The sequence below is a fragment of the Campylobacter sp. BCW_4341 genome, from assembly GCF_001764255.1.
GTDB classification, from domain to species: domain Bacteria; phylum Campylobacterota; class Campylobacteria; order Campylobacterales; family Campylobacteraceae; genus Campylobacter_D; species Campylobacter_D jejuni.
Genome location: NZ_MKAH01000032.1, coordinates 30,452 through 52,820 on the forward strand (window position 1 = coordinate 30,452; position 22,369 = coordinate 52,820).

The following is a 22,369-nucleotide window of genomic DNA, read 5'->3' on the forward strand; positions in this document are numbered from 1 at the left end:
CTATTCTACCGTTACGCTTTTAGCCAAATTTCTTGGCATATCCACATCATTACCAAGTCTTATAGAAATTTCCATTGCTAAAAGTTGAGTAATTATCATCATTTCAAAAAATTCACACATATAGTGATCTTGCTCATTGGTTTTTATAAAATCATCACTCAAATCAAATTCTAAAGGCGAAATGCTAAGCACTGTAGAATCCCTAGCTATAAGCTCTTCAACATTTGATTTTGTTTTTTCATAAAGCATATGCTTTGGCATTAAAGCTATAGTATAAAGTTTAGAATCAGCCAGAGCAATAGGGCCATGTTTCATCTCTCCTGCAGGATAACCCTCAGCGTGAAGATAAGATAATTCTTTAAGTTTTAAAGCTCCTTCTAAGGCCAAAGGATAAAACACATCTCTACCTATAAAGAAAAAGCCATGTCCATCTAAATAACGCTTGGATAAACGATGAATTTTTTCATGTAAAGCCTGTTTTACACTCACACAATTTGGAGTATGTAAAAGCGCTTTAATTTCAGCAGAAACATTTAAATTTCTTTTTTGCGCCATAAAAATAGCAAGCATCCAAAGTGTTAAAACCTGAGTGGCAAAAGCTTTAGTTGAAGCAACTCCTTTTTCTATGCCCGCACGAGTTAAAAGACTTAGGTGTGCTAAACGCACTATATTAGAATTATCCACATTACAAATTGCAAAAGTCTTAGCGCCCTGCTCTTTTGCAATCTTTAAAGCCTCTAAAGTGTCTGCTGTTTCTCCACTTTGAGAAATAACGATAAATAAAGAATCTTTTTTTATAATTGCTTCACGGTATCGAAATTCACTTGCAATTTCTACTTTAGCTTTAACTTTAGCAATTCTTTCAAATAAATAAGCACTTGCCATTGCAGCATGATAGCTTGTTCCACAAGCACAAAGCGTGATTTCATCTACTTGACTTAAATCTTCATTGTTTAGCTCATCAAAAACGACTTCATCGCCTTGAATACGTCCCATTAAAACTTCACTCATCACGCGACTTTGTTCATAAATTTCTTTTTCCATAAAAAAGCGAAAGCCGTCTTTTTTTGCATAAGCCTTATCGCCTGAAAGCTTAGAAAAACAAAGTGATTTTAAAACATCATTTTCATAAACAACAAGCTCATCTTTACTCGCGTATCCCAAGCTTAAATCTTCAAGATACATTACCTCATCACAACTTCCTATCAAAGGTGCATCACCTGAAGAAAAATACCATTCTTTATTTGCATTTTTACCGATAATCAAAGGAGCAGCATTTTTTGCAAAATACACATGATTGGGATCTTTTTTTGTTACTAACAAAGTAGCAAAAGCACCGCGAAGTTCTTTGATGGTTTTTTGCCAAGCTTCAAAAACTCCCAAATTTCTTGCGTAAAATTCAAAAAGCTGGACAATAACTTCAGTATCGGTTTGACTTAAAAAACTCACGCCTTCTTTTTCAAGTTTATCTTTGATTTCTTTATAATTTTCTATAATACCATTGTGAATCACACAAGAATACTGTCCTAAATGAGGATGTGCATTGATTTCAGTAGGCTTACCATGAGTTGCCCATCTTGTATGACCTATAGCAAAACCATAACCTTGACTTTCAAAATCCGTGCATTTATTCGCCAAATTTTCAAGTTTTCCTACAGCTTTAAAAAAACTAAGCTCACCTTCTTGCATCACTGCCATACCCGCACTATCATAGCCACGATATTCTAATTCTTTAAGTCCATTTAGTATAATTTGTTTTTTCTCATTATTTCCTATATAGCCTACGATTCCACACATTTTTTTACTCACTTATTAATAAATTAACTAACTTTTGCTCGCTATGTTCTAGTTTTTCATTCTTTTGAAAAATAAAAATATTACGCGTCCTTTGTCTTATGGTTTGAATTTTTGCTGCGCATAAAACAAGTTCAAGTTCATTAAAAACATTCATCAAATACGCCATTAAACCCTGCTGATCTTTAGTATTAAGACCTAATTTGGCATACATTTTAGAATAATTTAAGTCTAATTTTAACTCATCTTTTTTAATGATTGGCTTTTTAATTTTTTTCAAATTAAAACCAGAAAGATTTGAATTTAAAAGCTCGCAAAGTTTTAGTTTTTGCTCATCACTGATAATATTATCATATTCAAATCTTAAATAAATTTTATCATCAAAAAGTTCAAAAAAATTCATGAAAATAAGATTTAAATTTGTTAAAGAACTTAAAATAATGGCAATATTAAAATGAAGTGGTGCAACAATTTGCAAACTAAGATTTGTTTCATTGCCAAACCAAAATTTAAAATCATTTTCTTTGGCTAATTTAGAAATCATAACAATATCTTCAAAAGTATTTTTTATAATAAAAAGATTTGATTTGATATGTATGATTTTATCTTGCAAAATTTCATCTTGCTCTAAAAAAATCTTACTTCTTTTAAGTGTTAATTCTTTTTTTACTCTTCTTGCGCTTTCTTCAAGTAGATTTTCATCTTCAAAACCTTGTTTTGCATTTTCTAAAAGTTTATCAAGAACTCTAAAATAAAAAGCATTGTAATTTAAAGCCTTAGCCTTTAGCCAAGTTAAAGTGTATAAAAGCTCTAAATTTTCTAAATTTTCTAATTTAGAAACCAAACTACTTACAACAATAGGATTATATATATCTTCTTTTTCTACAAGATCTTTTAAGGCATTATTGTTTTTAAATATTTTAAGACCCCATTCTAAAATTTCATTCTTTAAATCAAATTTGGAGCAATACGCTCTATATATGCCTGCTAAAGAAATTTCATTTTCACTTTCTATAGCGCTTAAAAGTATCACAAGCTTTAAAATCATTTTTTCATCGGTTTTAAGTTTTTGGAGTATCTCAAGCTCATCTTCGTATTTTTCAAATTCACTTAACATAAGAAAAACTTGCTCATCAAAACTATAATTTCCTTCTTCATCACTTAAAAAACGAACTGTCCAAAAAGGCTTGCATAAATCTTTTAAAATTCCACTATCAAGCAAAAGTTTTAAAACACAAAAACTATGCCTTTTATAAAAAATTTTCTCAAAAAGTATTAAAGCTTTTTCTATATCTTTTTTACCGTATTTCAATCTTCTTAGGGCAAAAACCAAGTTAAGATCGAAAATAACCTCTTTATCTTCAAGTTTTAATAAGTATTCTAAAACTTCTATAAGAGTTTTAAATTTATACTCTTGTTTAGGGGTATGATTTAATCCATCTTGAATTTGCTTTGCTAGAAAGTGTGTATAAAAACCTATAGTATGCATACTTTGCAAAGCCTTTTGAACCAACAACTCATTTGCTCCAAAATGTTTTTTAGCTTTTTTATACATTAATTCACTCAAATCATGAACATTAATAAGTAAAAACTCATCCTCATCTTTAGCACTTAATAAATTCATCGCTGATTTTAAAGAAAGTAAAAAATCTCCAGCTAAACGCAACTCGCTTAAATTTTTTTCATCTATAAAATTTAAAGCATAATTTTTTGGAGAAGTCTTAAAAAGAACAAGCAAACTCTCTAAGAATCTTAAATGATTTAATCCGCCAAAATCTTTTAAGATATTAAATTCTTGCTTTATAAATGGAATATCAAATTCTTTAAAATTTTCTAGCAAAAGCTTGGCAAAATCATTTTTATTTTCTTCTAAAATACTCTCAAATTTCGTCTTAATCCCTTTAAATAAAATCCTAGAACCACATATGAAACGAGTTTGTATTATAGAAGTCTTAAGCTCATTGCTAGCATTATAAAGTCCATTAAATTCTAAGATAACAGAGTCAATTTGCAAATGTGTATCATTTAAAATTTCAATAAAAGCCTTAATCATAGGTTTTAAATGAAAAGCCTTAATATCTTTATAAACAAAAATCAAAGAAATACTTTCATTAAAACAAAGACTATTGTTTGCATATGCTTTGCTTGCTAAAACACAAAAAGGGATATTATCGCTTGGAGGTGAAAAATCATCAAAATAATCTTTAAGAACTATATCATAAGCTTTTTTTATGAAATTATCCATATTTTTAGAATGATATAAACTAAACGCCCCTTGCTTAAGAAAAAATTTTCTACAACTTTGGGTATAGGAACTAAGATTTTTTTTAAAAATTTCTAATTCTTTATTTAACAAAATTTCCACTCTCTTTTAAATTTTAATATTTTAATAATAATCTTAACAAAAATATCTTTTATTTTGGCTTTTTCTATAAACTCTTTTTCAGTAAGCAAAAATTATAATGCTTTATTTAAAAACAGCAAAAGAGTAAAATTAAAATGAAAAATTTAATTACCAAACTAGAAAATGAAGAAAGATTAAACCAAGAAGAAGCCAATGCACTTTGGGATCTAGATCTTTTTACCCTAGGCAAATACGCCCATAAAAAACGCACCAAACTTCATGGAAAAAAAGTTTATTTTAATATCAATCGCCATATCAATCCAACTAATATCTGTGCAGATACCTGTAAATTTTGCGCCTTTTCAGCACACCGAAAAAATCCTAATCCTTATTTGATGACTCATGAAGAAATCATGAAAATCGTCGATGAAACTGTAAAACGAGAAACTAAAGAAGTACATATCGTTTCAGCTCATAACAAAGATACAACTTGGCAATGGTATTTAGAAATTTTTAAAATGATAAAAGAAAAATATCCTAATCTTCATGTAAAAGCTATGACTGCTGCTGAGATTGATTTTTTACATCGTCGTTTTAAAATGAGCTATGAAGAAGTGATAGAAAAAATGCTTGAATACGGCGTTGATTCCATCCCAGGCGGTGGAGCTGAAATTTTTGATGGAGAAGTGCGTAAGAAAATTTGTCATGGAAAAGTTAGCAGTGAAAATTGGCTTAAAATTCATAAACTTTGGCATGAAAAAGGCAAACAAAGTAATGCTACCATGCTTTTTGGACATATAGAAGAAAGACATCACAGGATCGATCATATGTTAAGACTGCGTGATCTTCAAGATCAAACCGGTGGATTTAATGCTTTTATCCCTCTAGTTTGGCAAAGGGATAATAGCTTTATACAAACTGATAAAATCATGGATAGTGAAGAAATTTTAAAAACCATTGCCATTGCTCGTTTAGTGCTTGATAATATTAAAAATATCAAAGCTTACTGGGCAACAATGACTTTAAATTTAGCCATGGTAGCACAAGAATTTGGGGCTAATGATTTAGACGGCACCATAGAAAAAGAAAGCATACAAAGCGCAGGTGGTGCAAAATCTGCCAAAGGCACAAGTTTAAAAACTTTTATCGATATGATAAAAACTTCAAATCTTATTCCTATAGAACGCGATAGTTTATATAACGAGCTAAAAACCTACTAAGGAGAAAAAATGGACTTTTTTAAACTCAAAGAAAACAATACGAGTTTTAAAACTGAAGTTATAGCAGGGCTTACTACTTTTTTGGCTATGGTTTATATTATCCCTGTAAATTCTAGCATAGTAGGAAATACAGGAATGCCTATAGAAGCTTTAATCACCGCAACAGCTTTAATCACCATAGTTGCAAGTGCTTTTAATGCTTTTTTTGCCAATACTCCTGTAGCTATGAGTGTGGGAATGGGTTTAAATGCTTATTTTACCTTTGCGGTTTGTTTAGGTCAAAACATAGCTTGGCAAAGTGCCTTAGGAGCTGTTTTTATTTCAAGTATTATTTTTCTCATACTTTCTTTTACACATTTTCGCCTTTGGGTAATCCGCAATATCCCAAAAGATTTACGCCTTGCAATTTGTGCGGGCATAGGTTGTTTTATTGCATTTTTAGGCTTAAGTCAAATGGGTGTGATAATGCATAATAAAGATACTTTAGTCAGCATAGGAAATTTCAAAAGCCCTCATGTGCTTTTTGGAATTTTTACCCTAGCCTTAATCATCTTTTTTTGGGCTATAAAACTTCGCGGAGCTTTTATTTTGGGGGTATTAGTAAGCTCTATTATCGCTTGGATTTTTCATTTAGATAATGCAAGTTTTCCTGTGCAAATCTTTTCTTTGCCAAATTTTAGCATGGAAAATGGTTTAGGAGCCATCTTTTTACAACTTGATATCAAAAGCGCCTTAAATATTACTATGATACCTATAATTCTTACTTTTTTCATCACTCAACTTTTTGATAGTATAGGAACTATCACAGGTGTGGGTGAAAGAGGAAAGATTTTTGATGATCCAAAAAATGGAGAAAAAAAACTAAGCAAAACCTTAATGGCAGATGCAACAGGATCAGCCTTAGGAGCTATGACAGGCACTTCTACAGTTACTGCTTTTGTAGAAAGCACTACAGGTGTTGAAAGTGGAGGAAGAACGGGGCTTACAGCTTTAGTTGTAGCTATTTGTTTTGCTTTTACACTTTTTTTACTACCACTTTTTAAAGCCATTCCTGCAAATGCAATATACCCCGTACTTGTAATGGTTGGAATTTTAATGTTTATGGAAGTTAAAAATATAGATTTTAAAGATAATGCTATAGCTGTAGCAAGCTTTTTTACTATTATCATGATGCCTTTTACTTACTCCATTACCACAGGTTTTGCTTTTGGTTTTCTTTCTTATTTGCTTGTAAGAATTTTTAAACGCGAATGGGATAAAATCAATCTTGGCATTATAGTTTTAAGTTTATTATCTTTGGGTAATTTTTTACTTATGGCACTACAATAAATTAAGGATATATAATGATATTTTACTCCTATGAAGAATTTAAAGAAGATGTAAAAATTCTTGCTAAAGAAATTAAAAAAGATTTTAACCCTGATGCACTTTTAGCTATAGCAAGAGGAGGAATGAGTTTAGGACACTCTTTAGCAGTAGCTTTAAAAACACGTCAGCTTTTTGCTTTAAACTCAATTCATTACGATGATACAAAAAAACTTGATACTATTGAAATTTTTAATATTCCTGATTTAAGCAAGCACAAAAAAATTCTACTCATTGATGATATAGTAGATAGCGGAGAAAGTTTAGTAGAAATAAAAAAAGTTTTGCTTGAAAAATTTCCTCATATAGAACTTAAAATTGCAACCATTTTTTACAAAAAAACCGCTCTTTTGGAGCCTGATTTTAAAGTAAAAGAAGCTACTGAATGGGTGGATTTTTACTGGGATATAAATCTTGATTAAAAATTTGCTATAATCTTACTTTTAAAATTTTTAGGAGTTTTTGTTTGAGAATAAAATTTATATCTTTTATTTTAATTTTTTTTACTATTTTTGCTTTTGCTAAAGAACAAAATTTAGATGATTTTGAACAAGAATACCAAAACTATCAAGTAAACGATCCGCTTTCAGGATATAACAAAGCTATGACAAGCTTTAATGTGGCTTTGTATGATTATGGTTTGCGTCCCGTTCTTAAGGGCTATAACGCCATCACCCCTGAATTTATAAGATTAGGAGTAAGAAATTTCTTTGATAATTTACTTGCTCCTTTGCGTTTTATAAGCAATGTTTTGCAGTTTAAATTTAAAGAAGCGGGAGAAGAATTTAAAAGATTTACCGCCAATACCATTATGGGCTTTGGTGGACTTATGGATGTGGCATCAAAAATGGGTCTTAAAAAACATCCCGCGGACTTAGGAACCGTTTTGGCTCACTGGGGCATAGGAAGCGGTTTTCATATTGTCTTACCTATACTTGGCCCTAGTAATCTTAGAGACACTCTTGCTTTACCTGCAACTTGGTATGCAAGTTTTACCGCTTACATTGATCCTACTTGGGCAAGTATAGCTATAAGCGCTTATGGATTTGGTAATGAACTTAGTTTTAGACTTGATGAAATTGATGAAATTTATCACAACACGCCTAATTTATATCCATTCTTGCGGGATGCTTACGAGCAAAGACGCAATGAACTTAGCAAATAAAGGAAAATAATGAAAAAAATATTTCTAATCTTGGCTTTATTTTTTAATGCTTTTGCCTTGCAGCTAGATGAAATTTCTAGTACTATGCAAAAAAACATTGATGCAAGCTTAAAACTTTTACAAGATAGCAAAGAAGATAAAAAACAAGCTGCTGATGGAATTTTTAAACTTTTTGATAGTATAATAGATTATAAACTCATGGCAAAACTCAGTCTTTCGAAAAATTATTCTAAATTAAATCCAAAAGAACAAGAAAAATTTACCACAGCCTTTGAAGCAAGTCTTAAAAAAAGTTTTACCGATAAACTCAGTCTTTATAAAGATCAAGTTTTAAAGGTCAAAAATGGTGAGTTAAAAAATGAAAAACGCTATTTTTTAACCACTTCTATGGTAGTAGATGGGGAAGAAAAAAATATCATTTTCAAATTTTACAATGATAATAACAACTGGCTTATTTATGATGTAGATGTTTTAGGTGTGAGTATAGTACAAACTTATAGATCGCAATTTGGAGATATTTTAGCCAACCAAGGCTTTGATGCCCTACTTCAAAAACTTGAAAGTATTGTCATAGAATAATGTTTGCAAAGCTTTTAAAGTTTCTTATTTCTCGTCCAAAAAGTACTTTTTTTGGAACCTTATTTATATGCCTGTTTTTAAGCTTTTTTGCTTTTAAGCTTAGCGTAGATGCAAGTGCTGAAAGTTTGCTTTTAGAAGATGATGCAGATTTAAAAACTTTTAGAGAAATTTCAAAACATTATAAAAGTGATAATTTTTTACTTTTAGCCTTTAAACCCTATGATGAAAAACCTTTTTCAAATGAAAATTTAGCCAAATTAAAAAAACTTCATGAAGAATTAGAAAAAGCCCCTTTAGTAGAACGCGTTTTTAGTATCATCAATGCCCCTTTGCTTCAAAGTTCGCAAAATACGGATTTAAAAGAACTTTTAAAAAATATCCCAAATATAGAAAGCCTAGACATAAACCGCACAAAAGCTCAAAATGAAATTTTAAATAGTCCCTTTTACAAAAATAATATCATCTCAAAAGATGGAAAAGTAACAGGGCTTATTATTTACTTAAAGCCTGATACAGTTTATAATAACCTTATAGAAAAACGCGATCTTGCTACCGATGAAAAAGAAAAAGATCAAATTCGTCTTGCCATAAAAGAACATCAAGACAAGCAAAAAGTTATCACGAAACAAAGTCTAGATACTATTAAAAGCATAGTTCGAAATTATGAAAAAAACAAAGATACGCTCTACCTTGGTGGCGTAAGCATGATCGCTGATGATATGATAGCTTATATAAAATCTGATCTTGTGCTTTATGGTGTTTCTCTTGTATTTTTACTAGGACTTGCACTTTATTATTTTTTCCGTTCATGGCGTTTTGTTTTTTTACCTCTTTTTATTTGTTTTATAAGCTTAAGTGCGGCTAGTGGAGTTTTTGCACTTTTAAATTTTCAAATCACAGTTATTTCATCAAATTACGTTGCTTTAGTTTTAATTATCACCTTAAGTGTAGTTGTTCATTTGATCACGCATTTTATCGAAAGTACCCAAAATCATCCCAAAGCTAAAGTTGAGCGCATAGTGCTTGAAACCTTACTAGCCAAAGCAAATCCTAGCCTTTATGCCATTGTTACAACGATGATAGGATTTTTTTCTTTAATCCTATCAAATATCGAACCTATCATAAAACTTGGTATTATGATGAGTATAGGTATAGGTTTAGCTCTTATCTTTAGTTATTTATTTTTAGCAAGTATCTTGGTTCTTTTAAAACCAAAAAATTATCATAAAAAAGAGTTTAAATTTAATCTTTTAGCCTTTTGTGCTAAAACCGCTCTTGATCCTAAAAAGCGTCGCATGATTTATGGAATTTCAGTTCTTGCTATAATCTTAGCTTTAATAGGCATTTCAAAACTCAGAGTTGAAAATTCTTTTGTAAATTATTTCAAAGATGGTAGCGAAATCAAAAAAGGACTTTTGGTTATTGATAAAAATCTAGGTGGAACCTTGCCTTTAGAAGTGATTATTCGTTTTCCAAATAATAAAAACGATCAAAATATAAGCGATGCACTTGATAGTTTTGAAAGTGAATTTGAAAATTTGGCCACACAAGAAACTTATTGGTTTGACTCTAAAAAAACACGTATTGCAAAAAAAGTTCATGAATTTTTAGAAAACAAAGAATTTGTAGGCTCGGTTTTAAGTCTTAATAGTCTTTTAACTCTAGGGAAAAATATCAATGATGGAAAAGATTTAGATGATTTTGCTCTTGCGTTTTTAAATGAGAATTTACCTGCTAAATTTAAACAAGACTTGCTCTCACCTTTTGTAAGTATAGAAAATAATGAATTAAGATTTAGTATGCGTATTATTGATTCTGATCCGAATTTAAGACGTAATGAGTTTTTAATAGATCTTAAAAAACAGCTCAACGAGCTTGTAAAAAACGATGGAGTAGAAGTGCAAATCACAGGCATAATGGTGCTTTATAATAATATGCTTCAAAGTCTTTTTTCATCACAATTTGATACTCTTATATTTGTAATTTTAGCTATTTTCATACTTTTTATCATTGTTTTTAGGGATTTAAAATTTTCAGTTGCAGCTATATTAGTAAATGTTATTCCTTTAAGTGTGGTTTTTGCTCTTATGGGACTTTTAGGTATTCCTTTAGATATGATGAGTATTACTATAGCTGCTATTGCTATAGGTATAGGCGTTGATGATGCTATACATTATATTTATCGTTTTAGAGAAGAAATTAAAAACAAAAGCCTAGAAGAAGCCATTATGATTTCTCACCTTAGTATAGGTTCGGCACTTTATTATACTACCATTAGCATAGTTTTAGGTTTTAGCGTGATGATGAGTAGTAATTTCATTCCAACAATTTATTTTGGAATTTTAACCGTTTTTGTAATGATTTTGCTTTTAAGTGGAAGTTTGTTCTTATTACCAAGCTTTTTAATTACTATTTATTCTAAGAAAACCAAGTTTCCAAACCAACATAAAGAGCATATATTAAAACAATAATAGCTATATATTTTAAAAAATTTTTCATTTCTTATCCTTTATTTAAAATCTTTAAAATGATTTTTGCAAGCTCTAAAGCTTTAAAACGATGAGAGATGTTATTCTTCTCATCCACGCTAAGCTGGGCTAAGGTTTTATCAAAACCCTTTGGAATAAAAAGGCTATCATAACCAAAACCATTTTCACCTTTTTCTGTATCAATCACTTTGCCATACATGGTTCCATGTGTGCTAAATTCCCCCATCAAACCTACCATAGCAATAGCAGCAACATAATGCGCCTTACTTTGTTTAAAACCTTTTTTTATCATTTCATTTACAAGCTTATCACGGTTGCTTTTATCATTACCTTGACCACTGAATCGAGCAGAATAAATTCCTGGATTTCCTCCTAAAACATCTACGCAAATGCCGCTATCATCACTTAAAGCGATAAAATCTTTTTTTTGCTTTTCATCTAAAGCATTAAAAACTGCTCTTGCTTTAATCAAAGCATTTTCTTTAAAAGTTTTTCCATTTTCTTCAATCTCAAAAGGCGTTAAAACTTCATCAAAAGCATAAATTTCAAAATCTTTCAAAATTTCTTTAAGTTCTAAAACCTTATGCATATTGCTCGTAGCTAGGATAATCTTCATAACAAAAGCTCCAAAATAATATCAAAAACAAAAATATGATTTTATAAAATTTATCCTTGTGCGTAGCTTTTAAATATCAAATGATAAAACGATGTTAATCAATGCTTAATCCATTTCATAGTAAAATTATCCTAATTTAAATTTCAAATTTAATAGGAAATTGATAATGCTAAATAATGTCTTACCCTTATCTTTCATAGTTGGAACAAGATTTTTTGGGCTTTTTATAGTTTTGCCAGTTTTAAGTCTTTATGCTTTAAAACTTGAAGGTGCTAATGAATTTTTAGTGGGACTTTTAGTTGGTGTTTATGCCTTAACCCAAATGATTTTACAAATGCCTTTTGGAATTTTAAGTGATAAAATTGGTCGTAAAAAAACCATGCTCATTGGACTGATTATTTTTATAATAGGCTCTTTAATCTGCTCTTTTTCAGAAAATATCTACATCATGCTTTTAGGAAGAATGCTCCAAGGTGCAGGAGCTATTGGAGCAGTAGCTACGGCAATGATAAGTGATTTTATCACAGAAGAAAATCGTGGTAAAGCCATGGCGGTAATGGGTTCTTTTATAGGACTTAGTTTCGCAGCTTCTATGGTGATCTCTCCTTTAATGAGTGCAAAATGGGGTTTATCTAGCCTTTTTGATCTTAGTGCGGCTTTGTCTCTTTTATGTATAATTTTACTTTATACCGTTGTACCTAAAGAAAATAAAATCACTCATGAAAATGAAAAAACTCCTTTTTTTCATCTTATTAAACAAAAAAATTTAGCCCTTATGAATCTTACTAATTTCATGCAAAAAATGCTTATGAGTATAGCATTTTTAAGTATTCCTATTATCCTAGTAAAACATTTAGGCTTTGCTTCTGATAAACTTTGGATTGTTTATAGCGCTTCTATGATAGCAGGTTTTATCGCTATGGGCTTTGCTGGAAGTTTAGGCGAAAAAAGAGGTTTAGCTAAACAAATTTTACTCTTAGGAATTGTTTTTTTCATACTTTCTTATCTTTTTTTTACTTTTAGTAATTCTATAGATTTTTTTATTATAGCGGTTGTGATTTTTTTTATAGGTTTTAATTTACACGAACCTATTATGCAAAGTTGCGCATCAAAATTTTGTAAAGTTCATGAAAAAGGTGCAGCATTAGGGTTGTTTAATGCTTTTGGATATGGTGGAAGTTTTATAGGTGGTATTATCGGAGGGATATTTTTACATCTAGATGCCTTAAATCTTTTGGCTATTATTTTAGTGGTTTTAGCTCTAATTTGGCTTGTGGCATTATTTTTCTTAAAAAATCCAGCTGATTTTAAAAACCTTTATCTACCTTTAGAAACACCTTTAAATTTCAGTACTTTTAGCGAAAATTTAGGAGTTGTAGATATTTATAAAAACTCTAAAAATCTTGTTGTTAAATTTGATAGCAAACTTACAAATAAAGAAGAATTAGAAGGCAAAATTAAGATCTAAATCTAATTTTGCCCCGCAAAACCCATTGCTTTTATCATCACTTTTGCCTTGCAATCTGCGCAACAATAAAGTGTTTTGATTTTATTTTCATCATTACCAAATTTAGGCTTCATTAAATTGGCTATTTTTTCTACAGCTTTTTTGGTGGCAAATTCTTTACCACATTCTATACAGGCAAAAAGCTCATCTTTTGCCATGGTTTGATATTCAAAATAAGAAGCTCTAAACTCCATTCCACTACGAACTAATTTTAAAGTATCTTTTTCAGCACAACTTAACTCACAATACCCACAAGTCGTGCAAAGAGAAGCATTAAATTTCAAAGCATTTTCTTGTTTGTCAGCGATTAAAGCTCCTACATTACAGGCACCCACACAAGAAAGACAAAGCGTACAGGTGTTAGGATTAATTTCTATCTTACCATAACGCAACCATTCGCCACTTTCTATACCGCCAAAATCTTCATTTTTTATCATTTCTTGCATTCTTTTGGCAAAATTTTCTCTTGTAGTTAAGGTGTTGTTATGAAAATCATATTTTAAATCTTGTATGAATTCTTGCTCTTTTAAAACATTTTGCAATTCTTTTTCATCTTTGGCAACAAAAATAGCTTTTTTTTGAAATTTTCTCTCAAAAAAAGTATTTAAAAGTACAATAGCCTCGTTGCTACCACGAGATACAAAGTCCGTATAAAAAACCAAATTTGCTCCACTATTTTGCAAAAGTGTTAAAAAATGCATAGAAGAAAGCCACTTTTCACCCTCTATCATAAAGGGTAAAACATCTTTTGGTAAAACAAGATTTAAATTTTCTAAAGACATTTTTTTAGGAATGATTAAAATTTTTTTATCTTTATAAAACTCACAAAGGGTAAAAAAACTTTCTCTTGGCATAGGAGCATAATCAAGCGATCCGCTAGGACACACGCTAATACATCCTCCACAACCCAAACAATCCACTTGAGAAAATTCTAAATGCTTTTTTTCATCATCTTTTAAAATCGCCACAGTAGGACAAATTTCAGCACATTTTGCACAATGCTCACTGCGTCTTTCGTGGTATTGACACACGCTAGCATTATAGCTAATATAAGTTTTATAATGATATTTTGGACTTTTGCTTTGCAAAAACTCTAACAATACTTCAAGATTTTCAAAATTTAAAAGATTATAACATCCACTTTGTCTTGTAAAATCTTTACGCACAACGCTTAAATCCTTAGCTTTAAAAAGCAAAAAATCAAAATCTATTTCCACTTCTTCGCCTTGATTTTTAACCACAGCACAAAGTTCCCCTACACTTCCAAAAACAGCTAAAATTTCTGCACTGCTTAAAGCAATAACCTTAAATCCATGTTCTTTTAAAAACTCTACAGTTTGAGCGTCACCATCTGCGACAATTAAACGGTTTTGTACTTCTTTACTTTGTTCTAAATCAAGCCCTAAATCATAAACGCTAGCTCTTGCTTCATAAAGCGTTAAAACATTTTTACTTTGCTCTAAAATTTCATCTTGAGAATTTTTAAGATAAAAATTAATCTCAGGGGCATAAATTTGTGCTTTTTGATTTTTATCATTGCAAACTAATGCTTCTTTATCATTTGCCTGATCTAAAATTTCAATAGCATCAGGCAAAGGGATTAAAACATCATTTTTTATATAAACAAAATCTTGCATTGTCTTCCTTAATCTCTTTAAAACATCATTTTATAAATTCTATGTTAAAATAACCAAATATTTTCTTAAGGCTTAAGATGAACAAATTTAGAACTTTTCCACAGATTAACACTCTTATTGAAGATGAGAGTTTAAAATCCTATCCTTTTTATATCAAAGCATTTTTTTGTAAAAAAGTTGTCGCAAAACTAAAAGAAAATTTTTCCCAAGATGAAATTTCTAAAGATAAACTACTTTTAGAAATCAAAAAAGAAATCAAAACTTTTTACCGCAAAGATTTACAAAGTGTGATTAATGCAAGCGGAGTGGTTATACATACAAACCTTGGTAGAAGTGTAATCCATGAAGAACTTTATGAAGCGTGTAAAGATATCATTTGTAATTATTCTAATGTAGAGTTTGATTTAGAAAATGGAAAAAGAGGCTCTCGCTATGCTTTGGTACTAGAAAAACTTAAAATGCTTTTTGAATGTGAAGATGCTTTAGTGGTCAATAACAACGCTGCAGCAGTTTTTTTAGTACTTAATTCTCTTTGTTATGATAAAGAAGTCATAAGCTCAAGAGGAGAACTTGTAGAAATTGGCGGAAGTTTTCGTGTGCCTGAAGTGATAAAAGCTGCAGGTGTAAAGCTTTGCGAAGTTGGAACTAGCAACAAAACACACTTAAAAGACTATGAACAAGCTATCAGTGAAAATACCGCTCTAATTTTAAAAACCCACAAGTCTAATTTCGCTCTTATGGGTTTTCACAGTGAAGTAAATATAAAAGATCTACATGAACTAGCAAAAGAAAAAGGGCTTTTGAGTTATTATGATCTAGGTTCTGGCTGGTGTGAAAATTTAAACGAAAAACTGATTAAAAATGAACCTAAAATCAAAAAACTCGTGCAAGAATGTGATATTTTAAGTTTTAGCGGAGATAAACTTTTTGGTAGTGTGCAAGCAGGCATTATACTTGGAAAAAAAGAACTCATAGAAAAGCTTAAACAAAATCAACTTTTAAGAATGCTAAGAGTGGATAAATTAACTCTATCTTTTTTAAACGAAAGCTTAAAAGCTTATTTGCAAAAAGATTATGAAAAAATTATTACCTTAAAACTTTTAAATGATGACTTATCCTTTATAGAAAAAAAAGCTTTAAGAGTGCAAAAAGAATTAATTTTTCAAACCCAGCTTAAAAAAAGCAAAAGTTTAGTAGGAGGAGGTTCTATGCCTGATAAAAGTTTAGATACTTATATACTGACTTTTCAAGGAGATGCTTTAAAACTACAAACTCGATTTAGAAAAGAAAATATCATAGGACGCATTGAAAATGATGAATTTGTTCTTGATTTTAGAACTATACGAGAAAATGAACTTCAAAAACTTATTCTTACAATCAATCAAATGGAAAACTTATGAAGTCTGTTATTATAGGAACCGCAGGACATATTGATCATGGAAAAACTTCACTCATTAAAGCTTTAAATGGTTTTGAAGGCGATAGTTTAAAAGAAGAACAAGAAAGACAAATCACCATTAATTTAAGTTTTTCAAATCTTAAATTAAAAGATAAAAACATTTCTTTTATCGATGTTCCAGGACATAAAGATTTGGTTAAAACTATGATAAGTGGAGCTTTTGGCTTTAGTGTTTGTTTATTTGTCGTAGATATTAACGAAGGTTTAAAAGAACAAAGTTTAGAACATTTAGAAATTTTAAAAATTCTTGATATTAAAAATATCATTTTAGTGCTTAGCAAATGCGATCTTTGTGAAAATATAGAGCAAAAAAGTGTAGAAATTTTAGAAGAGTTAAAAAATTTAGATTATCCCATTTTAAAAGTATTTCACACCAGTATAAAAAATAATCAAGGCATAGAAGAATTAAAAAATTATCTTTATACCATAGAAAACAAAGAAAACGATGAAGAACTGATTTTTCATTATTATATCGATAGAGTTTTTTCTCTAAAAGGCATAGGAACTGTCGTTACAGGCAGTCTTAATGAAGGAAGCATCACTTTAAATGAAAAAATCATCTGTTTAGACACTCAAAAAGAACTCATTGTTAAAAATATACAAAACCACGATACTAATTTAGAGCAAATCAAAGCTTGTAACCGTGTGGCTTTAAGTTTAAATTGTGATTATAAAGAGTTGAAAAAAGGTTATTTGCTAAGTAAAAAAGGTTATTTTAAAGCCTTTAAAGAATGCGATGCTTTAGTTAAAGCAAAAAATTTACAAAATAGCAAAATGATTTTTTGCGTGGGTTCAAGACAAATAGAATGCAAAATAAATATATTAAAAAAACTAGAAAATGATGAATTTTTTGTGCATTTTAGTTTTGATAAAAATGTATTTTTAAGTTTTGATGAGGCTTTTATTTTATTACAAAACAATCGCGTTATAGGCGGTGGTAAGGTTTTAAATCCTTTAAGCGAACCTTTAAAAAAAGAACAAAAAAATAAATTTTTAATGTTTTTGAAAAATAAAGATTTTAAAGCAGCTTTTTCTTTCTTAAAAGACGCACATAAATACGGCTTTGGTTTGCTTTCAAGCTATCAAAGATTTAAACTCTCTCATCAAAAAGCATTGAAATTAGCAAAAGAATTAAATCAAGTATTTGTCGATGAAAAAAATCTTAATGTATATCATTTACAAAGTCTAGAAGAAATTAAAAATTTCATCAAATTCATACTTGAAAAAAATCCTTATGCCATGCTTTCAGCACATTCTTTAGCTTTAAGGATTACTTGGGCAAGTGAAAATTTTTGCGAACTCGGACTTAAAGAGATGTCAAATTTATTGGATTTTCAAAATGGAATTTATTTTAAAAAAGGCATAGATTTTGAAAAACTTCAAGAAAAAAATAATAATCAATTATATGAAATTTTAAAAAAACAAGGTATTAAACCCGAAGCTCCTTATAATCTTTATGATTTTTTAGAACTTGATAGAAAAAGCGGAGATAATATACTCAAAAAACTTACCCAAAAAGGCTTGGTTGTAAGACTTTCACACAATCTTTTTATAGAAAAACAAGCTCTTGAAAAACTTATGCAAGAATGTTTAAATTTATTAAAAAATCAAAGTCTTGATGTGCAAAGTATGAAAGAATATTTCAATCTTTCAAGAAAATATGCTATTGCTTATTTAGAATACTTAGACAAATTTCCTCAAGTAAGCAAAGAAGCTGAAAAAAGATTTTTAACAAACATTTAGAAAATCATTATAGAATTAAACATAATTTATTTAAAGGATTTATAAACTATGAAAAAATTAAGTTTAATTCTTGCCTGTTCAGCATCTTTGTTTGCTGCAAGTAATTCAGAAATTAGTGATTTTTATTCAAAAAGCATTAAAGCACAATTTCCAAATGCTACCGTTAGTGTATCAAATCGTCAAAAGGTTGGTAATACGGGTTTTGAAAGTGTTATTGTAAGCGTTGAATTAAATGGACAAAAACAAGAAAACATTCTTTTTACAAAAGATAGTTTTATTACCCCTGATCTTATCGACTTGAAAACGGGAATTTCTTATGCTCAAGAATATGAAATGAAAAAATTTCAAGAAGCAAGAGAAAATTTTACAAAAAATGCTAAAGCTGTAGCACAAAAAGAAACCATGGTAATAGCTTTGGGAGATAAAAATAAACCTGCAATTTATGTTTTTTCGGATCCTGAATGCCCTTATTGTAGAGAACATTTAGCTCAAATTGATGATGAACTTAAAAACTATCAAGTTAATTATATTTTAACTCCAGTACATGGAAAATCTGCTTTTGAAAAATCCGCTCTAATCTACAAAGAAGCAAAAAAAGCAAAAAATGATAAAGAAAAAATCGCAATTTTAAACAAATACTACGATGCAAATATCAAAAATTATCCAAAAGTAAGTGATGCAGAATTAAAAGAAGTTTTTTCCTTATATGAAAAATATCGCTCATTAGGTCTTAGCGCTACTCCAACTATTATTAAATAAACCTAATGTCTAAATTTGCTTTAATTTTAAGCTTTTTTATAGCACTCTTTATGAGTGCTTGCACCAATGCAACTTTCATACAAAGCTTTATTCAAACAAGCAATGAAGGCATTTTTATCAGATCGCAAAAACAACAAAGTTTTAAAATTTCCTTTCAAAATCCTAGCCAACTTCGAACTACTTTGGATAGAGATTTGGCTTTAAAACTTAAAAATTTAGGTTTAAAAGAAGTAAAAGAGAATGCAGATTATGAAATTTTAATCAATCTTGTAGATATGAAAAAGCATTCTTATGCTCAAAAAATCACAACTTCAGCAAGATTTTTTTATGATTTTGATCCTTTGGAAAGCGATGGAGAATGGATGGTGGAAAACTACTATACTATGCAGGTTAATTTACAAATCAACTCTAAAAATCACAATTCTCAAAAAACAAGTCTTCTTGCAAGAACGGCTTATCTTGGAAATAAAGAACGCTGTCAATTATCTTTAGAAAATAAAATTATAAATCAAATAATGAGTTTTTTTTATTTTTAAGAAAAGACAATCAAGAGTATAAAGACTCTTGATTTTAAGAATTATTAAGCAAAATAAGGTTTAATTTGTTCTACCCAAGCATCAATTCTTGATTCAGTTTGATCTTCTTGATTATCATTGTCAAGAGCAAGTCCAACAAATTTACCATCTACAACCGCATCGCTTGCTTCAAATGTATAACCATCAGTTGAAACTTCTCCTACCAAATTTGCACCTGCATCTTTTAAATTTTGAGCTAATTTACCCATGCCACCACAAAAAGTGTCAGAATAACTTTCACTATCACCCATACCAAATACAGCTACAGTTTTTCCACCAAGACTAAGTCCTGAAAAATCAAAACCATCCCAATCATCTTGTAAATCACCACTTCCCCAAGTTGAAGTTCCACAAATTAATTTATCGTAAGAATTTATTTTAGATGCATCAATATCTGAGATATTAAAAACATCGCTAATTCCAAGTTTTGAAGCAATTGTATTAGCCGCTCCTTCTGTATTTCCCATAGCACTACCATAGATTACTGCTACTGACATTATTTTCTCCTTATAATTTGATTTGATATTTTATACGGAACTAATTTTAACATAGTTTTGTTTAAATCACACAAAAAATGTTTTATTTCAATAAAATGTGTGAAATTTTTGTTACGCGGACAAACAATATAAAATTTTTCAAAATTATTTTCTTTTATTAAATCCAATAATCCATGAATTTCATTTTCAATTTTTAATTTATATGTATTAATCTCTTTGCAAAGTGGTAAAATTGCAAATTTCTTATCTATTATAATAAGATCACCATCTTGATCTATATTTTTTCCATTATTTTGAAAAGAAACCTTATCATAAACATAAGAGCTAAATAAAATTTGCGCATCAAAACAAATGCCATAAAGATAAATTCTTAAAAGTCTTAAAAGATCGATATTCTTAGATATTTTAGTATTAAAAATTAAGCTTTTTCTTTTTTGAAAGTAGAAAGCGTATGTATTAAGCTTGATATTTATATTTTGAATCTTACCAAATGAAACATGCATTATATCATGTAAAAAATTTCCAAATATCATTTTTAAACTCTTGGTATTTTTTGCATATAAAAGAGGAATTTTTAGAGCGCTATCAACGCTCGCATTATATTGAGTTAAAAAAGTCAACATAAGCTCTTGATTGTTTAAATAGCGATAAATTTGCGGTATAAATTCTCGCTTATCATCAAATCCAAATAACATCTTTAACCTTTATAGCAAGAAAATTCTTTATTAAGATTAAAAATTTTACAATATTCACAATACACACAACTTACACTTCTTTTTGCACAAACTAATGGAATTTTACGCTTTTTAGCTTCACTTTTGATTTTTTTCATAGTATTATGATTTAAAAAGCTTGTTAACATTACTATACATTCTGTATCACAAGGAATCGGCTTGCGATTAACTCTATTTTCATTACGCGCATCCCAGTGTTCTATTTTTTTAGCACCTAAATCATGTAAAACAGCTCTAATAGGAGTGATTTCATCTGCACCAATAACCAAAACTGACATAAATTCTCCTTTGTGATTTTTAAAATATATTTTGATAATTATTATTATAATATAAAAAAACTAAATTTATTTTGAAATTTATTATCAATAAAATGCAATTATTCAGTTAATTTTAATTTTTAATAGATATAATTTACTAATTAATAAATTTTATTATTTAGGAGAAAACAATGAAAAAATTGACTAACGATTTTGGAAACATTATAGCCGATAACCAAAATTCATTAAGCGCAGGCGCAAAAGGACCTTTACTTGTGCAAGATTATCTTTTACTTGAAAAACTTGCTCATCAAAATAGAGAAAGAATTCCAGAAAGAACCGTTCATGCTAAGGGAAGTGGAGCTTATGGCGAAATAAAAATTACAGCAGACTTAAGTGCTTATACCAAAGCTAAAATTTTTCAAAAAGGCGAAGTTACTCCATTATTTTTACGCTTTTCAACAGTAGCAGGTGAAGCAGGTGCAGCAGATGCTGAACGCGATGTGAGAGGTTTTGCTATTAAATTTTACACCAAAGAAGGAAACTGGGACTTGGTAGGAAATAACACTCCGACATTCTTCATCCGTGATGCTTATAAATTCCCTGATTTTATCCATACTCAAAAAAGAGATCCAAGAACACATTTAAGAAGCAATAATGCTGCTTGGGATTTTTGGAGTTTATGTCCTGAAAGCTTACATCAAGTAACCATTCTTATGAGTGATAGAGGAATTCCTGCAAGTTATCGTCATATGCATGGATTTGGAAGCCATACTTATAGTTTTATTAATGATAAAAATGAAAGATTTTGGGTGAAATTCCATTTTAAAACCCAACAAGGGATTAAAAATCTTACCAACCAAGAAGCTGCTGAGCTTATAGCAAAAGACAGAGAAAGCCATCAAAGAGATCTCTATAATGCTATAGAAAATAAAGATTTTCCAAAATGGAAAGTTCAAGTTCAAATTCTTGCTGAAAAAGATATAGAAAAGCTTGGATTTAATCCTTTTGATTTAACAAAAATTTGGCCTCATAGTCTTGTACCTTTGATGGATATAGGTGAAATGATTCTAAACAAAAATCCTCAAAATTATTTTAATGAAGTTGAACAAGCTGCCTTTAGTCCAAGCAATATCGTTCCTGGAATTGGCTTTAGCCCCGATAAAATGTTGCAAGCTAGAATTTTTTCATATCCTGATGCACAAAGATATAGAATAGGAACTAATTATCATCTTTTACCAGTAAATCGTGCAAAAAGCGAAGTGAATACTTACAATGTCGCTGGTGCTATGAATTTTGATAATTATAAAAATGATGCAGCTTATTATGAACCAAACAGCTATGATAACAGCCCAAAAGAAGATAAAAGCTATCTTGAACCTGATTTAGTCTTAGAAGGCGTAGCACAAAGATATGCTCCACTAGATAATGACTTTTATACTCAACCAAGAGCTTTATTTAATCTTATGAATGATGATCAAAAAACTCAACTTTTTCATAATATCGCCGCTTCTATGGAAGGAGTTGATGAAAAAATTATCACTAGAGCTTTAGAACATTTTGAAAAAATTTCACCTGATTATGCAAAAGGAATTAAGAAAGCTTTAGAAAAATAATTTTTACTTGCCA

The 22,369-nt window shown here is 29.6% G+C and carries 19 protein-coding genes; 12 read left to right on the forward strand and 7 right to left on the reverse strand.

Features of this window, described 5'->3' with window-relative positions; translation table 11 throughout:
* Complete coding sequence (glmS, locus tag AJN70_RS04725) at positions 1 to 1,797, reverse strand: glutamine--fructose-6-phosphate transaminase (isomerizing) (RefSeq protein ID WP_002871078.1); 1,797 nt, start codon at positions 1,795 to 1,797, stop codon at positions 1 to 3.
* Positions 1,798 to 1,801: 4 nt separating this feature from the next.
* Positions 1,802 to 4,150, reverse strand: coding sequence for a nucleotidyltransferase (locus tag AJN70_RS04730; RefSeq protein WP_070243126.1), 2,349 nt, complete (start codon positions 4,148 to 4,150; stop codon positions 1,802 to 1,804).
* 143 nt (positions 4,151 to 4,293) lie between these two features.
* Here AJN70_RS04730 and mqnE point away from each other — a divergent pair, with 143 nt between their 5' ends.
* The 6 genes from mqnE to AJN70_RS04760 are packed head-to-tail and all read left to right on the forward strand — an operon-like array spanning position 4,294 to position 10,938.
* Entirely contained in the window at positions 4,294 to 5,358 is a 1,065-nt protein-coding gene (gene mqnE / locus AJN70_RS04735) for an aminofutalosine synthase MqnE (RefSeq protein WP_070295542.1), read from the forward strand.
* A gap of 9 nt (positions 5,359 to 5,367) precedes the next feature.
* Positions 5,368 to 6,687, forward strand: a complete 1,320-nt coding sequence (locus AJN70_RS04740) for an NCS2 family permease (RefSeq protein WP_002870635.1) — start codon at positions 5,368 to 5,370, stop codon at positions 6,685 to 6,687.
* A gap of 14 nt (positions 6,688 to 6,701) precedes the next feature.
* Positions 6,702 to 7,145 carry a phosphoribosyltransferase gene (locus tag AJN70_RS04745; RefSeq protein ID WP_002870634.1) on the forward strand — a complete coding sequence of 148 codons (444 nt, stop codon included), beginning with the start codon at positions 6,702 to 6,704 and terminating at the stop codon, positions 7,143 to 7,145.
* A gap of 44 nt (positions 7,146 to 7,189) precedes the next feature.
* On the forward strand, positions 7,190 to 7,888 hold the full coding sequence (locus tag AJN70_RS04750; protein WP_070243128.1) for a VacJ family lipoprotein: 699 nt from the start codon (positions 7,190 to 7,192) through the stop codon (positions 7,886 to 7,888).
* A 9-nt stretch (positions 7,889 to 7,897) separates the two neighbouring features.
* Positions 7,898 to 8,467, forward strand: a complete 570-nt coding sequence (locus tag AJN70_RS04755; protein ID WP_002862046.1) for an ABC transporter substrate-binding protein — start codon at positions 7,898 to 7,900, stop codon at positions 8,465 to 8,467.
* On the forward strand, positions 8,467 to 10,938 hold the full coding sequence (locus AJN70_RS04760; protein ID WP_070243129.1) for an efflux RND transporter permease subunit: 2,472 nt from the start codon (positions 8,467 to 8,469) through the stop codon (positions 10,936 to 10,938). Before AJN70_RS04755 ends, AJN70_RS04760 begins: the two co-directional genes overlap by 1 nt.
* A 31-nt stretch (positions 10,939 to 10,969) precedes the next feature.
* Here AJN70_RS04760 and rdgB read toward each other — a convergent pair whose 3' ends face one another.
* Positions 10,970 to 11,572 carry an RdgB/HAM1 family non-canonical purine NTP pyrophosphatase gene (gene rdgB / locus AJN70_RS04765; protein WP_070243130.1) on the reverse strand — a complete coding sequence of 201 codons (603 nt, stop codon included), beginning with the start codon at positions 11,570 to 11,572 and terminating at the stop codon, positions 10,970 to 10,972.
* A 166-nt stretch (positions 11,573 to 11,738) separates the two neighbouring features.
* Between rdgB and AJN70_RS04770 the strand changes: the two genes are divergently transcribed.
* Complete coding sequence (locus AJN70_RS04770; protein WP_052858245.1) at positions 11,739 to 13,040, forward strand: MFS transporter; 1,302 nt, start codon at positions 11,739 to 11,741, stop codon at positions 13,038 to 13,040.
* 2 nt (positions 13,041 to 13,042) lie between these two features.
* On the opposite strand, the gene AJN70_RS04775 is transcribed toward AJN70_RS04770, so the two are convergent.
* A complete protein-coding gene (locus AJN70_RS04775; RefSeq protein WP_052858246.1) occupies positions 13,043 to 14,716 on the reverse strand; it encodes a 4Fe-4S dicluster domain-containing protein in 1,674 nt (557 codons plus the stop codon).
* 77 nt (positions 14,717 to 14,793) lie between these two features.
* On the opposite strand from AJN70_RS04775, the gene selA reads away from it, so the two are divergent.
* From selA to AJN70_RS04795, 4 genes are read left to right on the forward strand one after another with little or no spacing between them, the layout of a single operon-like run.
* A complete protein-coding gene (gene selA / locus AJN70_RS04780) occupies positions 14,794 to 16,116 on the forward strand; it encodes an L-seryl-tRNA(Sec) selenium transferase (RefSeq protein ID WP_052858248.1) in 1,323 nt (440 codons plus the stop codon).
* Positions 16,113 to 17,918 carry a selenocysteine-specific translation elongation factor gene (gene selB, locus AJN70_RS04785; RefSeq protein WP_052858250.1) on the forward strand — a complete coding sequence of 602 codons (1,806 nt, stop codon included), beginning with the start codon at positions 16,113 to 16,115 and terminating at the stop codon, positions 17,916 to 17,918. Before selA ends, selB begins: the two co-directional genes overlap by 4 nt.
* Before the next feature lie 48 nt (positions 17,919 to 17,966).
* Positions 17,967 to 18,677, forward strand: a complete 711-nt coding sequence (locus AJN70_RS04790; RefSeq protein ID WP_052858252.1) for a thioredoxin fold domain-containing protein — start codon at positions 17,967 to 17,969, stop codon at positions 18,675 to 18,677.
* Between the two features lie 5 nt (positions 18,678 to 18,682).
* The gene (locus AJN70_RS04795) at positions 18,683 to 19,213 is read left to right on the forward strand and encodes a hypothetical protein (protein WP_070295543.1); all 531 of its coding nucleotides are present in this window, start codon (positions 18,683 to 18,685) and stop codon (positions 19,211 to 19,213) included.
* 44 nt (positions 19,214 to 19,257) lie between these two features.
* On the opposite strand, the gene fldA is transcribed toward AJN70_RS04795, so the two are convergent.
* From fldA to AJN70_RS04810, 3 genes are read right to left on the reverse strand one after another with little or no spacing between them, the layout of a single operon-like run.
* Positions 19,258 to 19,749: a flavodoxin FldA gene (gene fldA / locus AJN70_RS04800; protein ID WP_002871975.1), complete on the reverse strand. Its 492-nt coding sequence runs from the start codon at positions 19,747 to 19,749 to the stop codon at positions 19,258 to 19,260.
* Complete coding sequence (locus AJN70_RS04805; protein WP_070252641.1) at positions 19,749 to 20,444, reverse strand: hypothetical protein; 696 nt, start codon at positions 20,442 to 20,444, stop codon at positions 19,749 to 19,751. Before AJN70_RS04805 ends, fldA begins: the two co-directional genes overlap by 1 nt.
* 2 nt (positions 20,445 to 20,446) lie before the next feature.
* Positions 20,447 to 20,761: a DUF2325 domain-containing protein gene (locus AJN70_RS04810; protein ID WP_002870622.1), complete on the reverse strand. Its 315-nt coding sequence runs from the start codon at positions 20,759 to 20,761 to the stop codon at positions 20,447 to 20,449.
* 170 nt (positions 20,762 to 20,931) lie between these two features.
* Here AJN70_RS04810 and AJN70_RS04815 point away from each other — a divergent pair, with 170 nt between their 5' ends.
* Positions 20,932 to 22,356, forward strand: a complete 1,425-nt coding sequence (locus tag AJN70_RS04815; RefSeq protein WP_044778869.1) for a catalase — start codon at positions 20,932 to 20,934, stop codon at positions 22,354 to 22,356.
* Positions 22,357 to 22,369: the final 13 nt, after the last annotated feature.